At 55.2% G+C, this 14,323-nt stretch carries 9 protein-coding genes and 2 pseudogenes; 4 read left to right on the top strand and 7 right to left on the bottom strand.

Going from position 1 to position 14,323, the window contains the following annotated elements:
- From J8I87_RS38765 to J8I87_RS38780, 4 genes and pseudogenes are all read right to left on the bottom strand, one after another.
- Positions 1-378: pseudogene (locus tag J8I87_RS38765) on the bottom strand (HesB/IscA family protein); the annotation flags it as partial.
- Positions 379-443: 65 nt separating this feature from the next.
- On the bottom strand, positions 444-638 hold the full coding sequence (locus J8I87_RS38770; protein WP_012406771.1) for a 4Fe-4S dicluster domain-containing protein: 195 nt from the start codon (positions 636-638) through the stop codon (positions 444-446).
- 487 nt (positions 639-1,125) lie between these two features.
- A complete protein-coding gene (locus J8I87_RS38775) occupies positions 1,126-1,902 on the bottom strand; it encodes a GH12 family glycosyl hydrolase domain-containing protein (RefSeq protein ID WP_209937691.1) in 777 nt (258 codons plus the stop codon).
- Positions 1,903-2,491: 589 nt separating this feature from the next.
- Complete coding sequence (locus J8I87_RS38780) at positions 2,492-3,346, bottom strand: sterol desaturase family protein (RefSeq protein WP_209937692.1); 855 nt, start codon at positions 3,344-3,346, stop codon at positions 2,492-2,494.
- Positions 3,347-3,830: 484 nt separating this feature from the next.
- Here J8I87_RS38780 and J8I87_RS38785 point away from each other — a divergent pair, with 484 nt between their 5' ends.
- The 4 genes from J8I87_RS38785 (at position 3,831) to J8I87_RS38800 (ending at position 10,373) form a co-directional block, all read left to right on the top strand.
- Positions 3,831-5,123, top strand: coding sequence for an IS4 family transposase (locus J8I87_RS38785; protein ID WP_313068108.1), 1,293 nt, complete (start codon positions 3,831-3,833; stop codon positions 5,121-5,123).
- A 750-nt stretch (positions 5,124-5,873) separates the two neighbouring features.
- A complete protein-coding gene (locus J8I87_RS38790) occupies positions 5,874-7,562 on the top strand; it encodes an NAD(P)/FAD-dependent oxidoreductase (RefSeq protein ID WP_209937695.1) in 1,689 nt (562 codons plus the stop codon).
- Positions 7,531-8,985, top strand: a complete 1,455-nt coding sequence (locus J8I87_RS38795) for an amidase family protein (protein ID WP_245254482.1) — start codon at positions 7,531-7,533, stop codon at positions 8,983-8,985. Before J8I87_RS38790 ends, J8I87_RS38795 begins: the two co-directional genes overlap by 32 nt.
- A gap of 32 nt (positions 8,986-9,017) precedes the next feature.
- The gene (locus J8I87_RS38800; protein WP_209937696.1) at positions 9,018-10,373 is read left to right on the top strand and encodes a carboxyl transferase domain-containing protein; all 1,356 of its coding nucleotides are present in this window, start codon (positions 9,018-9,020) and stop codon (positions 10,371-10,373) included.
- Positions 10,374-10,529: 156 nt separating this feature from the next.
- On the opposite strand, the gene J8I87_RS38805 is transcribed toward J8I87_RS38800, so the two are convergent.
- The 3 genes and pseudogenes from J8I87_RS38805 to J8I87_RS38815 form a co-directional block, all read right to left on the bottom strand.
- Positions 10,530-11,822, bottom strand: coding sequence for a cytochrome P450 (locus tag J8I87_RS38805; protein WP_209937709.1), 1,293 nt, complete (start codon positions 11,820-11,822; stop codon positions 10,530-10,532).
- A 1,167-nt stretch (positions 11,823-12,989) separates the two neighbouring features.
- Positions 12,990-13,621 (bottom strand): annotated as a pseudogene (locus tag J8I87_RS38810) (response regulator).
- Positions 13,622-14,129: 508 nt separating this feature from the next.
- Entirely contained in the window at positions 14,130-14,312 is a 183-nt protein-coding gene (locus J8I87_RS38815) for a hypothetical protein (protein WP_313068105.1), read from the bottom strand.
- Positions 14,313-14,323: the final 11 nt, after the last annotated feature.

Consider the following 14,323-nt stretch of genomic DNA (forward strand, 5'->3'; position numbering starts at 1 on the left):
ACAAGGGGCGCCCGTGTCCGATCGCACCCACTTCAATGCGCCTGACACCGGGTTCCCCTTCGCTGGCGGCAACACCATGTCCCTGATTGTCCTTCATGAACGCGAAACCCGACCGATCAGGTGTGTCGATGAAGTCGATCGTCACGCCGTCCAGCAACAGGCGGCTTTCTGCGGGCAGGAAAAGACGCAGGCCATTGACCTCCATTGCCTCGTCGCCTGGCTGCGCCCCGGTTACGGCACTGAATCCGGCATCGTATCCAGTGCAGCCGCCAGAGTTCGCAAGCAGACGAAAACCCCACCAGATGGCAAGCCGGAAAAGCGCACAATACGGCGCATGAACTTTTCGGCAGCGGGCGTCACGGTAAGGTTGGGCAGCATGGTGTCGGTCCTGTCAAAGTGAGCAGTCGTTAGACGCAAGTGGCGCGATGCGCGCGGAAACGGGGCTAGGCCGGAACGATGCATCCGTCCACGGGGCACACCGCCACGCATTGCGGAGTATCGAACTGGCCGTCGCACTCCATGCATTTCTTCGGATCGATTGCAAAGACACCGTTTTTCTCACTGATGGCGATATTGGCGCACTGCGGCTCGCAGGCCGAGCAACCGGTACACGTCGACGCAATGATCTTCAGGGCCATGCGACACTCCTTGCAATGATGATCGGTGTAAGCCGGGCGAGACAGGCATGACTATCCTGCCTTCTGCCTAGGCGGCGGCATGCGCTTCGACGGTGCTCCAAGCGCGTTATTTGTCCGGCGCAGCTACAGGCAGTCAACCAGTCGAGGGGAGCATGCTGTCATTCACGCTCTCCTCCATGGATACTTCGTCGCAATCGACGGAGGTTGCGCAGTAGACACCAAAGCGGGATCCGTGCCACTCGAACGCGGTGGCCTATGGCGCACGTGCAGCGAACTCTTAGTTCATTTTTGTCTCGCTGCGCCGACATTCAAACCTGACAACCGGACCGGACCTGTCGCTGTTACGACAAAACCAGATGGTTGCCCGGCAAAGAGAACTTGGTTTCAGGTTCATCACGCGTGACATATTCCGCGCGCTGCGCCGCGCGATGAAACGATCTAGCACGCACGGCGTGCAGACGGCAGTCCGCGACGCTAGGCGGCGGAATCACTCGGCAGCAACGGTGAAGTTCTTTGACGCGAAGCTCAGGCCGCCCGGCGACGACGTGATCTCGAAGCCGTACTGCAGTTCGCCGATCATAACGTCGTCAAAATAGTTAAGCGACTTCAGGTACTTCATGATCGCCAGCACATCGATCGTCATGTCGTTGGTCTTGGTTGTGCGCAGGAACGAATAAACCGTGTTGCTGCCGTTGCTGCCCACGTAGACATTCCAAGTGCCACCGGATAGCGAGACGTTGCTGTGAAGCGGTATCGCACAACCAGCGGACGTCCAGTTATAGGAGATCGGCTTGACGTTGCCGCAGCCCTCTGAGGTTCCGGTGTAGTTCAGCCAGACCATAATCTCGTGCGCGTTGTTGCTAGCCCATATATCGAGAGTCGATTCCCATGCACCATCGGAAGGCGTCGTAGCCGAGACCGCCGCGGTCAGCCTGTTCAGCGAACTGATGGTCCTGTTGATCGAGTAACCGATGTGCGGATAGGACTTAATGCCGCTGGTGTTGGGCTGATCCGAAGTTACGCCCCAGTCTAGGTTAGTGTTGGCCCAGATGGTCTGCGCACCCGCTGCCACATTGTGGCAGGGAGACCAGACGTCGTTGTTGACGGTGTAGCTACCATAGGTCCACGAGGCGAATAGATTGGTCGAGAAGCAGGACGAGGTTTCGAGGGAAGATGCAGACCAAGTCGCGGCCTGTGCGCTGGGGACGCCAAGCATCAGCGTGGCGGTGGCAGCGTAGCTTGCTAGGAGCGAGATTCGGGACATGGTATTGCTGCCTCCTGTCGAGTGGATGGATCGGTCGGAATCAGTGGGGGCGAGCGGCTTAAGCAGCAACCCAAGCCAAGCCAAATAGACGTACTGCGTAGGAGAAAGTTTGCCTGACGCTGCTGTCCACATGCCCCTACGACCATGTGAGCCACGGATGCAGTCGAGCACGACGCAAGCACAGCAGACACTCTCCGAGCATTGCCCCTTACGCCGCTTGATCGAGCGGCGCATCCTGTTCGCATGAACGTGACTTCCTGCGCAGCCGTATCGGCGCCGCGTTTATAGATCGTCACCGTCTTGAGCTCGCAATTTTAGGCGATTTATTTTTCAAAATGCTGCCGTGCCGCCGGCTTATTCCAATGGGCCAGCAACAGAAAGTCGGGTGGTATGCCCGGCTTGGCGACTGGGCGATACTTGCGCTTCCTTTGGGCCTTTGTTCTGGTGTAGATCTCACTGACATGCCAACCCCGGCAGACGGGGCGCCCGTGATAAAACGCCTCCCCCACAACGGCAGCAAGTTACTGTTGCTGGTTTCCGATCTCAACAATCATCCTCAGGGTGAACGTTTTCAGCGTTCGATCCAACCTCAACTCTGCCGTACACCGCTTCCGGCTCTAGGCTTGCACCACCGGCGTCGATCAAACGGGAACATAACGTAATCACGCACCGTGAGCGGTTCGGATTGGTTTCCGAGCCCAACTTCGGGCCATTCATCCTTTTTCGGCCAGTATGCCGTACGGAAAATCGTGTCCCAGAGAGTCGTAAATGTCCCGAAGTTCCGGCCCCGGTGACGCGCTTCAATTGAATGGTGAATACGGTGGAACTTGCCATCCCCGACGACGTATCGTAGCAGGCCAAGATTAATGCGCGTGCTCGAATGAGACAAATGGACCTGAAAGGCAATCAGCGTCAGGGCAACAGTGGGCACGACGCCAGATTCGAAGTGGATCAGAGCGAGCGGCATTGCTACGAAAACCGCATAAATAAGCGGCTCAGACACGTGATGAGCACAATTCCAAGCCGTTAGCTCGCGGATAGAATGATGGGTGGCGTGCATGCGCCACAGGAATGGAACAGCATGCTGTGCGCGGTGCATCCAGTAGCGGAAGAAATCAGCGGCAATCGCAACTAGAACGCCCGAAAGAACGGCGAAGCCCGCGCTAATGATTGAGTTGTCAGAGTGAAACAACGTCCCGAAATTGATCGTCAGGAGCGGCTTGACACCCAGCCATTCCAAACCCACGGCGTAGCCGTGCCAGACTACGGCACCGAGCCCGATGCGAATGATCCAATTCCGTACGCCGCGAACGTATGACGCAAAACTGTATCGATAAGCCGGAAAGATTAGCTCGAGTGCGATACACAATGTAGCGAAGATTGCTACGAGCTTAAACGATTCCACAAAAAACTCGGCCATCTGATTAACATCGAAAAAATGCATCTCTTTTGCTCCGAGAAAATCTACCGAATGCGCCCACCTACGGTCGGCGCGATTCTCGCGTCAACGCAGCCGACTTTCTTCACCGAGGATCACGGGTCCAACGGTTATTGATCTTCAGCGTGGCCTGATAGGCCCAGCTCGGCATCGTGATCGGTACCTATTAGCGCATTTCGGTTAAAGTCATACAAATTTCATCTTCACGCCACATTCATATGCGTACGGCGGATTACCGCGCCTTCAGCACGACGTGTGGCATACTATGCGGCATTTCCTAAAATTCCAAAAATCGATTGTTTGGATAGGATCCATTTGATCTTTAAATGCATCCCATTACACACAAGTGCGTAGGCGCCGAGAAAGTCGTTTACTGTCAATGACATAGCGTGGTGGGTTGTAAACTTCTTCGGACTGTCGTTTACTCTTGCTTTTTGGGCAGCGCATGAAGCGAGAGGCAGCGGGCTGGGCAGCAACAGAATTCAAGGACATCGACCTGGGCGGCCAGCGTCTGAACAAGCGCGCCGTGTTGCTCGCGCAGCGGCTCGCAGAGAAGCCGACGGCGAGCATACCCAACGCATGCGGCGGCTGGGCGGAAACGGCCGCAGCGTACCGCTTTCTCGCTCAGGATGAACTGGACTGGCGCGATATTCTGGCGCCCCACTGGCAAAGCTCGGACGAGCGGATGCGAGCTTGCGAAGTGGTGCTATGCATCCAGGACACAACGGAGTTGGACTTTAGCGGCCAGACGATTACGGGCCTGGGGCCGCTGTCGTATGAGGCTCAACGCGGGATGTATCTGCACCCGACTTATGCGGTAACGCCATCGCGCGAGCCGCTGGGCGTGCTTGACGCCTTCATGTGGGCACGCGAACCCAAAGGTGCGGATGGCGTACGCCCGGGCTTCAAGGAAAGCATTCGCTGGATCGAAGGATATGAACGGGTTGCCGAACAGGCTGCGGCACCGCCTGCCACGCGACTCGTCTACGTGGCTGACCGCGAGTCGGACATCATGGCGTTGATGGTCAAGGCAAAGGAGTTGGACAACCCGGCCGATTGGCTGCTGCGCTCGCAGCACAATCGCACCCTGCCTGAAGGCGGCAAATTGTGGAACAAGGTTACTGCGGGCAAGCCATTGGGCAGAATTCACTTTACGCTGGCAGCCCGTCAGGCTCAGCCGGCGCGTACGATCCGGCAGCAGGTGTGGGCGCAGCGCGTCGCGTTGCCTGATGCCGCAGGTGACGTGGTGAGCGTCACATGTATCGTCGCACGGGAGGTCGACCCACCGGCAGGCGTCAAGCCGGTTCAATGGCGGCTGCTGAGTAATCGCCAGGCGAACGACCTTGATGCAGCGGCGCAGCTGATTGACTGGTACCGCGCGCGTTGGGAGGTGGAACTATTCTTTCACGTACTCAAGAACGGCTGTCGGGTCGAGGCGTTGCAGCTCACATCGAAGGCACGGCTTGAGCGCGCCCTGGCCCTGTTCATGGTGGTCGCGTGGCGCGTCGCCCGACTGATGCGACTGGGCCGAACTTGCCCGGACCTGGCTGCAGAACTTCTGTTCGAGCGCGATGAGTGGCGCGCGGCATTCATTCTCAACAAAAAGAAACCACCCAGGACATCACCGCGACTGAATGAGGCCGTGCGTCTGGTCGCTATGCTTGGTGGTTTCCTGGCGCGTAAAGGCGATGGCGAACCCGCAGTCAAGACCATCTGGCAAGGTCTGCAGCGCGTGATGGATTTCGCCGCCGGACTCAGGTACGCACGAGAACTTGACGAATGAGTTGTGTGTAATCAGATGCTTTAAATGGTTAACACTACCCCGCTCGGAGTGCCACCGACTTTCAGCTGGCTTAGTTATCTGTTGATCACGCAACGACCCCGTGTACGTTTCCGTATTATTGATTGGATGCGTTAGCGGCGCGAGCATTCCACCGCCGACATGTAGCGATGCGCCAGTTAAGGCGCTCACACTTTTTCGCATCCATCCGCCGTTCTAATCGAGCGCCAAATGTTGCCAATTCATGGCAAAGCAAGCCCGAAACAAATACCTTGTGCACACGTCGGAAATCCCGCAATCTCGCGCGCGCCTATAGGTCGGCTGATGGCTGTTCTCTGCAGGACCCTCTTCCCGTGAGCTTGCTCAGGGAAGCCTACTTCCGCCTTCCGGATAGCTCCGCAGTCTGAATCGGCAATAATCCTGCGCGGCGCCGGGATTTGCACGCAAATCAGCCGGGGTGACTGTTTAGCGACTTTGAGGTACCGCTTGCCCAGTAGCGCGTCGAGATGCAAGGCGTCAACGACGCTCTAATTTGCGTGGCACGAGTATCAATTTTTTTTGTTTGATATAGCTGCAGCGCTTTTGATATGGTCACACCCACTGCAACTTCAATGTATAGAATTTTTTGCCGCATGCTGTAGAGCCTTCGGCCAAATAATAGATCAGTATCGGTCTTCGCGACCGACGGCCGTTGCAGCATTCACATCAACCATCGTTCCCTAGGCGGATGCATTGTCATAACGGAGACAATCCATGAAGAACCGTGTCGCATTTTCACAAAGTTCATCACCGACTGTTGACCTGCTGTATGACTACGCTCCTTTCCTCCAACTCTCAGAGTCTGAAGGAAAAATCGGCTACTTTCCGTCCGGCACCCCTGCTCCTCGAGTTGCCATCGTTGGTGCCGGTATAAGCGGTCTTGTGGCTGCGACAGAACTATTGCGAGCAGGTGTAAGCGACATTACTCTATTTGAGGCTCGCGATCGCATTGGAGGCAGAATTTGGTCCCAAACATTCGATCCAAGGCATCCACATCTCATTGCTGAAATGGGCGCAATGCGATTTCCTCCTAGTGCGACCGGCCTTTTTCACTACCTAAACAAGCATAACATCTGCACGACAGCGTCTTTCCCTGATCCCGGAGTGGTTGATACCGAACTGCATTATCGCGGTGCTCGCCATGTTTGGCCAGCGGGGGATCCCCCGCCGTCATTATTCAGGCGCGTTCATGAAGGCTGGACAGCCTTATTACACCACGGGTGTGTCGTAAACGGCATCTCTCTCGTAGCGCCAACGAAGATTACGGTCATGTTGAAGTCACATCAACTTGAACAAGCACGTACAGCATGGCAGGCGTGGCTCGACGCATTTCGTGACAGTTCTTTTTATTCCGCCATTGTGACGATTTTCACTGGCCTGAATCCACCCGGCGGTGTGCCATGGAACAGACCTGACGACTTCGAGCTGTTCGGGTCTTTAGGGATAGGTTCCGGGGGTTTTCTGCCTGTCTATCAAGCGGGATTCACTGAGATCCTGCGTCTTGTCATCAACGGCTATCTCGATGATCAGCGCCTGATATCAAGCGGGATTTCCACATTGGTCGAACGGCTAGCCGGACAGGAGATCGGAGGGAGCACTGTTAGCGAACGGGTTCGCTTTAGCACGGTGGGGCGCATCTACAAAGAGGATGGGAAGATAAAACTCTTAACGGATAGAGAGGGGATAGTGTCTGTCGACCGCGTAATCGTTACCAGCAACAACAGGGCAATGCAAATCGCTCACTGTCTGACGGACGACGAAACGTTTCTGAGCCGCGACGTATCCCGAGCCGTGAGGGAAACACATCTCACGGGGTCGTCAAAACTGTTCATGCTCACCCGCGATAAATTTTGGATCACAAACGGGCTGCCAGTCACCATCCAGTCGGACGGCTTTGCCCGGGGCGTGTATTGTCTCGATTACGAACCTGATAAGTCAGATGGGCGGGGCGTGGTTTTGCTCAGTTACACGTGGGAAGATGACGCCCACAAGCTACTGGGCGTCGCTGACAAAAAGCAGCGGTGTGAGCGACTTGTCGAGGATCTTGCAACCTTCCACCCTGAACTTGCGCGCCACTTGGTTCCTGCCTCCGGCGATTATGATACTAGTGTCCTTCACCACGACTGGTTGACCGACCCGCACTCCTCCGGAGCGTTTAAGCTCAACTATCCCGGCGAGGATGTCTATTCACAACGGCTCTTCTTTCAGTATAAGACCGCGAATGATCCCACAAGAGATACCGGCCTTTATCTGGCTGGATGCGGCTGTTCTTTCACCGGAGGATGGATTGAGGGCGCTGTGCAGACGGCGGTGAACAGCGCATGCGCCGTGATACGCAGCACAGGAGGGAAGCTTCTGCCGGGAAACCCGCTTGACGAAGTCCGCAGCGCTTACCGTTACTGATATCGCACGTTCCCCGATATTTGAAACCCCTATGCATTTGGAAAACACCCTGCAATCGCTTTGCGATCGCATACGGACTGGTGAACTGTCAGCAGCTGAAATCCGGGAGCGCACACTCGGCGCGGATGTACGTGCTGCGACGCTCAACTGCTTCATTCGTACATCCGACGCAGAGGCGCACTTTGCTAGAGCAAACGACGCTTTAAAAGATGCGCCACTCTTTGGCATTCCTTTTTCCTTAAAGGATAATATCTGTGTTAAAGGTCTCCCTGTCACTGCCGGAACACCGGGACTGGAGGATTGCATTGCCAAGCGCGACGCTTCTATCGTCAGGAAGCTGAAATCCCTCGGTGCTGTCTTCGCCGGCAAGAACAATATGCACGAACTTAGCTTTGGCATCACATCGGTCAACCCTCAATGGGGGACTGTGGTGAATCCCGCAGCTCCCGAGCATTTGGCCGGAGGCAGCAGTGGCGGTTGCGCCGCAGCTGTGGCAGCCGGCATCGTTCCCATCGCGATCGGGACAGACACCGGCGGCTCGGTAAGGATACCGGCCGCCTTCTGCGGCATTACGGGCTTTAGGCCCACAAGCGGTCGGTGGTCTTCAGCCGGAATCATCCCCGTTTCCCGAACGAAGGATTCACCGGGCCTGCTGACTAAGACAGCGAAAGATGCTCAGCTTCTATATGAGTTGCTGTCCCCGGAAGATCGGCTTCCGACAAAAATGAAAAGTACTCGACGCCGAATCGGCCTTCCGGCGTCCATGTGGACGGAACTGGATGACGATGTCCGAAAATACTGCGGCCACGCCATCAGCCGACTGACCCGCGCAGGTTTCCAGTGCATCGAACTGGATGATTCGACTGTCGCCGCGCTAAACAAGGCCGGAACATTTACTGTCCCGATTTATGAATTTTTCACGGATTTTCCGCGGACATTGCTTTCGCTGGGGTGGGCAAATAGGATAAATACCGTATTCGATAACATTCGTGACACTGATGTCCGCGATATCATTCACACGAATCTGAGCGGAAAGGTTGTATCTGCCCAAGACTATTCGTCAGCTATCCAAAAGATATCCGCTTTACGCATGCAAATGGATACGTTGTTTAGCAACTGGGACATTGAGTTTCTCGCTTACCCAACGGTTCCACGTTGCGTACCGCGTGTGATCGATGCCAACCGGCCGGGGCTATTTGCGGACGTGATTCGCAACACTGATTTGGCCAGTAACGCTGCGATGCCTTCCATCACCCTTCCTGTTGCGCCCGATAAGTCACTGCCGGTGGGACTGAGTCTGGACGCTGCACGAGGTCAAGATCGCCGCCTCTTGGCCGCGGCAACATGTATTGAAGAAATTCTGATTTCGGAAAGTGGGCTACCGCGTAGTACCGCTCAGACCAACAACGTTAGCTTCAACTGATCTCACGCGCACTGTCAGGAGGCAAACGATATATGCAAATTTCCTTGAAGAGGATAAACGCACTCTTTGATCCTAGCAGTTTTGTTGATCATCACCAGGACGAGATGAGTCATTTCATCTGCGGTGAAGGATTGGTAAATTCAGTCCGGACGTTTCTGGTCATGAATCGCGGGCAAGACTGCGAGTTCCAAGGAAGTGGCCAGTGGCGAACTGCCGGGCAGATCATAAGCACAGTAACTCAGGCTCAGAATAGCGGCGCGCCGTTAATCTACATTCAGGACCAGTCTGGCGGGACAGACAGCTTCGACACGACAAAAGTGCTTTCGCGAGACATGTCCCGACTGCTTTTGTCTCCATCGGGAATGGGCCGGGTAAGTGCATCTATCGCGGAATTCGCAGAAACTAATCTGCTGATTTCCGCCATACTCGGTCCTACCTCAGGCCCACTTGCCTTACCGCTGATGCTCGCAGACTTGGTACTAATGACGGAGAAGGGTGCTTTATGTATGGGTCGGCCGGATATGGTGAAGGCCATGCTGGCGCAGGACTCCGACCTCTATGCGCTAGGCGGAACAGATGTCCACAGCAAAGACTCAGGCTCAGTTCAACTGGTATTTGATGACGAAGAAAGCTTGTTCCAATGTTTAAAAAAATTAATTAATTATATTTTTAAGGGCAGTTCACGCAGTGCTTTTGAATATGAAAATCCCGACCCGACCGATTTTGAAAAATTGATTCCGTCGAATCACCGAGCACCATATGACATGCATGATTTACTATATTCTTTTATCGATAGAGGCAGCCTGACAGAAATAAGTCCACTATACGCGAAGGAGATATTGACGGGTTATGCCACCATCAAGGGGAATCTGATCGCGGTTATCGCCAACAACCCTCGATACAACGGAGGCGTAATCCATCGGAAATCTGCGTCGAAAATGGTTAAAATGATAAAAATTGCCGCCAAAACCAAAACTCCGATTATATTCGTTGCTGATGTCCCCGGATTCATGATCGGCAGGGAAGCGGAACGTAGCGGGATATTCTCGGGGGCAGCAGAATTGTTTCGATCGCATATTCAATGTAAGGTTCCGAAGTTACTCCTTGTTGCGCGAAAAGCTTACACCGGCGGTGTCTACGCCATGTGCGGACCCGGGTTCGACCCGATAGCAGTGCTGGCATATCCGCATGCGCACATTGGCGTATTCAGTCCGGACACTATGAACAAGGTTTTATCTAACCTTGACGAGGACGCAAGGATCACAGTGCAAACACTAACCAAAGAAATTGAGGATCCAAGGTCGTTAAAAATTGGCGGACTGATTACTGACGTTATTGATATAGAACAAACAAGGGATCAACTAACTAAATATTTATTTCCTAGCTGATGATCGCTCTCGTATTTTTCTGGTCGTTTACTTTTAAAAGCACACTTGAAATATCTTGCATCAAAACGGCCAAGTATTGGCGGACTTGCCAATATTTGATTCTGAGAATGATGTCCTCGGTTTCATGGGAGCATTCCTTCGGTGTTTTTGGTGTAATCATTGCATCACACAGCGCACTGGAAGATGCTTTGGACCACCGACGAAGCTGGACGCGATGAATTCAATTTCACCCGCCGGCTCGATAAGCCGCAACCTCGGGATCAGTTCCTCAAACAGGATGCGCATCTCCATGTTTGCGAGATGCTGACCAAGGCACACGTGAGCGCCAACGCCGAATGCGAGATGCCGGTTCGGTTTGCGGTCGATATTGAAATTGAACGGATCAGGAAAGACTTCCTCGTCAAAATTTGCTGAGCCGTAGCAGAGCATCAGCCAATCGCCCTTCCGGATTGTTCGTCCTCGGACGTCGGTGTCGACAGTTGCCGTACGCATGAAATGACGCACAGGCGATGCGTAACGACAGGTTTCGTCGATAAACTGCGGAATCAGCGAACGGTCCGCCTGAAGTCGCGGCAGCAGCTCAGGGAAGCAGCTCAACGCCCACATCGCGACTGAGGTGGACGATGAAACCGTATCGTGCCCCGCAGCGGCGATGATCACGTAATAGCCAAGAAGGGTTCTTTCATCGATAGGCTGGCCATTGACCACCGCGTTGGCTAGTACGCTCGCGATATCGTTACGTGCGTTCGCCCGGCGGTCTTCGGTGAGGCGCTTGAAGTAGTCCTTGAAGTCGGCCACAACGGACAGCAGAGCCTTGCCCATTGCGCTGCTCGAGTCGCCTTGGCGCTGCATCTCGCGCTTGTATTCCGCATCCTCGCTTCCGAACATCTCATGAGTCAGCGTCAAAAGCCGCAGCGAATCCTCCTGCGGAACGCCGAGAATATCCATGATCACGTTAAGCGGGTAGTGCGATGCAACGTCGTTCGCAAAATCGATCACTTGCCCGCTTTGCTGCAGCAGTTTCGCGGTCATCGCACGTGCCAGCGACCGAATGCGGCCGTCAAGCTTGATGATGCTGTTCGGCATAAACCATGACTGTGTCAGCGCACGTAGATTCTTGTGCTCGTCCCCATCGACATGCACGAGCGAGCGGACAATGTTCGGGCTACCAGTTGCGGAAATGACATGCTCGATCGACGCTTTCGGCCGGCAGACGACAGAATACTCGCCGTTGCAAAACGAGACGGTGTCTCGTGAAATCATGGAGACGTCGGCGTGTTTCGTGACCACCCAGAACGGATCGTGCCCGTCCGCCATTGCACGCCCGACAGGGTTGTTCGCGCGCGCCCAAGCATACGTTTCATGGAGACGATCAGGGTTGGTATAGTAATGCGGATCAACCAGATGGTTTGCCATGTCTTTTGGCAGGTCGTAATTTGACATGTTCATGACGGTAGGACGGTTTAAGATGCGTCGTGAAATCGGCGTGGCCAATAACCACACGCAAAAACGACTGACTGTTAGGCCACGATTGCGTTCGCGCGACCGCAACACGAAACTTCCGAGACCGGTACCAATTGCTAATACACGCATTTCACGGCCACCACCTGCTGTGACGCTCGCACAGTCGATGACTATGCGGCCGGAATGGTGGTCCTGAATGTGCGCGGAGTATCGTGAGCTTGTCAAGTGACTGGCTCGGCGCGCCGCGGACGATGCAATTGCGTCGACGTCTGCGAATCGGCGAACTCCGCCGATTTTGCGGTTCTGTGCTCTTTCGTTCGGCTATGCTATCGATAGTAGTCCTCTGGCTTTTGCAGTGAACACATAAATTTTCACCTTGCGCGTTGACCGTCTCGAGGCGAAGATCATACGGTTGGTGAAAATCGTACGCTTCTTGCGATCATGAAGACAACGACCGTAAGTTGATTAACGTATTCGCCCCCGCGCTCAGGCCGAGGGAACCGAGCGTAGCTATTGCGGCTGCCAATATGTCGGTGAGTTGCTTTTCTCGAAGGAACTGGCCATACAGCGATGCGGTCGACCTATCGATCATGGCATAAGTGTACCGTTGCACATTTCATCGGAAAAGAGCTTGCGAGTAGGCGGCATGATTGAAATCAATGGTGTCGCCCGGGCACCGAGATTGACTGTGATAGTGAAATCAATTTTTCCAGCTTCGGCTCGGGTCGCGTGCTTTGCTCATGCCTTTGCCGAGACCATTACGTCGCGTCGATACTCGGAGTGATGAGGCCGGTCAAAAATGACGATCCGCAGCGTCATGCCAGGAAGCCACCCCTCGAAAAGAAGCTCGCGCACCGCGCCGGCGAACTTGTACTTGAGCCCTTGTTCCGGTTAGCTCTTCCGTCCGTCGAGGAACGTCGCGCTGAACACGGACACCACTGCACACTATGTAAGTGCTATCCGCTATCATTGCGCTTGAACGAGCGGCGTACGCGCCGCAAAGAATACCTCTGCATCCCGGCGGGCCGCGGACAGACGGTTTGTTGCGCACTAGTGCGAACGGCGAATGCGCCACTACGAAAGCTAACACTGCCCTAGGCCCGACGCCCTTCTGACAGAAAGAGCGTGTGCGCCACTCACCTTCCTCACCGCCTATTCGACGATCAACCCATGCCGGATCGCATACCGGATCACCTCAGCATTGTTCGAAAATCCGAGCTTCTGCATCAGGCGCGTCTTGTATGTACTGATCGTTTTCGCGCTGAGCGCGCACGCGTCGGCGATTTCGTTGATGCTCCGGCCCGCCGCGAGCATCTGCAGCACCTGAAACTCGCGGTCCGACAGCACCTCATGCGGCGGCACGTCGCCGCGCTGCGTTTCGAAGATCATTCCATCGACAAGTTTCGGATCAATGAAGCGGCCGCCGTCCGTGAGCTTGCGGATCGCCGCGAGCAGCACGTCCGGGTCGCTGTCCTTGGTCAGATAGCCCGTTGCGCCCGCGCGCAATGCGCGCGAGGCCACCGTGCCTCATCGTGAATGCTCAGCACGAGTACGGGCAGCGACGGTTGCTCCACCCGCACTCTGCGGATCAGATCGACGCCACTGATGCCGGGCATTGTCATGTCGAGCAGTAGCAGATCGACGACACAACTGCGCAGCCTGTCGATCACTTCTGTCCCTTGCACCGCTTCCGCCGCGACGATGATATCGCTCGTGGTTGCGATGATCTGCCTGAGTCCGCCACGGACGATCGCGTGATCGTCCGCAATGAGTATCCTGATCATGTTCGAGGTCCGCCATCGAGCGGAATATGAATGGAAACCATGGTCCGCGCGCCCGGCCTGCTGCCAATCGGAAGCGGTCCACCGATCAGCAGCGCGCGACAAGCCGCGAATGAAAGCAGCACTTGGAGACCGTGAGAAGCAACGCATCGACTGCCTCGCTCGCCAGAATGACGAGCGCGGTGCGACGAAGTAGCAATGGAGCTTCGGCTCCGTCACCTCATGCCAACCGCTGGATATCAGCCTTCACTCTGCGCATGAGATACTGTTGTTACACCATCAAGATCCAAGGTGATCGCGCAGCTAATGGCGAGCACCGCCGCGAGACGCCGCAGTTTCAGGGCGCCACCGCATGTAGCCAAACCGTTCCACCGCGCATCCAACCTGACGAGCGCCGTATTCCCCGCGAGTGCCGCCGTTTGGCTATCCTATTCTGCACTCGATCTCAAAAACGAGTTCACCGCGTCTTGCCCAAATTTTTCCCTGCGGTTCTTGCCTGCTTCTTCAGCTCTTACGCCTGCGCCGCTAATCGTGCTTTCTCCGGTGACTCGCCCACAGCCATCGGCTTCGCCACGGACGCCGGGCGTTCGATGAGAACGTCGATCTTATCCGCCATTTCGCAAAGCGAGAAAAATCCGTATTCGCCGAGCTGGTACGTGTCGTAGCGCCGTAATTTACGCATTGTTTCACCCAAACGTCTCAGCG

The sequence above is a fragment of the Paraburkholderia sp. LEh10 genome (genome assembly GCF_017814945.1).
Classification (GTDB): domain Bacteria; phylum Pseudomonadota; class Gammaproteobacteria; order Burkholderiales; family Burkholderiaceae; genus Paraburkholderia.

Excerpts from the sequence above, each read along its gene's own strand:
- J8I87_RS38780 (WP_209937692.1), bottom strand. The coding sequence starts at position 3,346 with ATGCATTTTTTCGATGTTAATCAGATGGCCGAGTTTTTTGTGGAATCG.
- J8I87_RS38805 (WP_209937709.1), bottom strand. The coding sequence starts at position 11,822 with ATGAACATGTCAAATTACGACCTGCCAAAAGACATGGCAAACCATCTG.
- J8I87_RS38770 (WP_012406771.1), bottom strand. The coding sequence starts at position 638 with ATGGCCCTGAAGATCATTGCGTCGACGTGTACCGGTTGCTCGGCCTGC.
- J8I87_RS38790 (WP_209937695.1), top strand. The coding sequence starts at position 5,874 with ATGAAGAACCGTGTCGCATTTTCACAAAGTTCATCACCGACTGTTGAC.
- J8I87_RS38775 (WP_209937691.1), bottom strand. The coding sequence starts at position 1,902 with ATGTCCCGAATCTCGCTCCTAGCAAGCTACGCTGCCACCGCCACGCTG.
- J8I87_RS38800 (WP_209937696.1), top strand. The coding sequence starts at position 9,018 with ATGCAAATTTCCTTGAAGAGGATAAACGCACTCTTTGATCCTAGCAGT.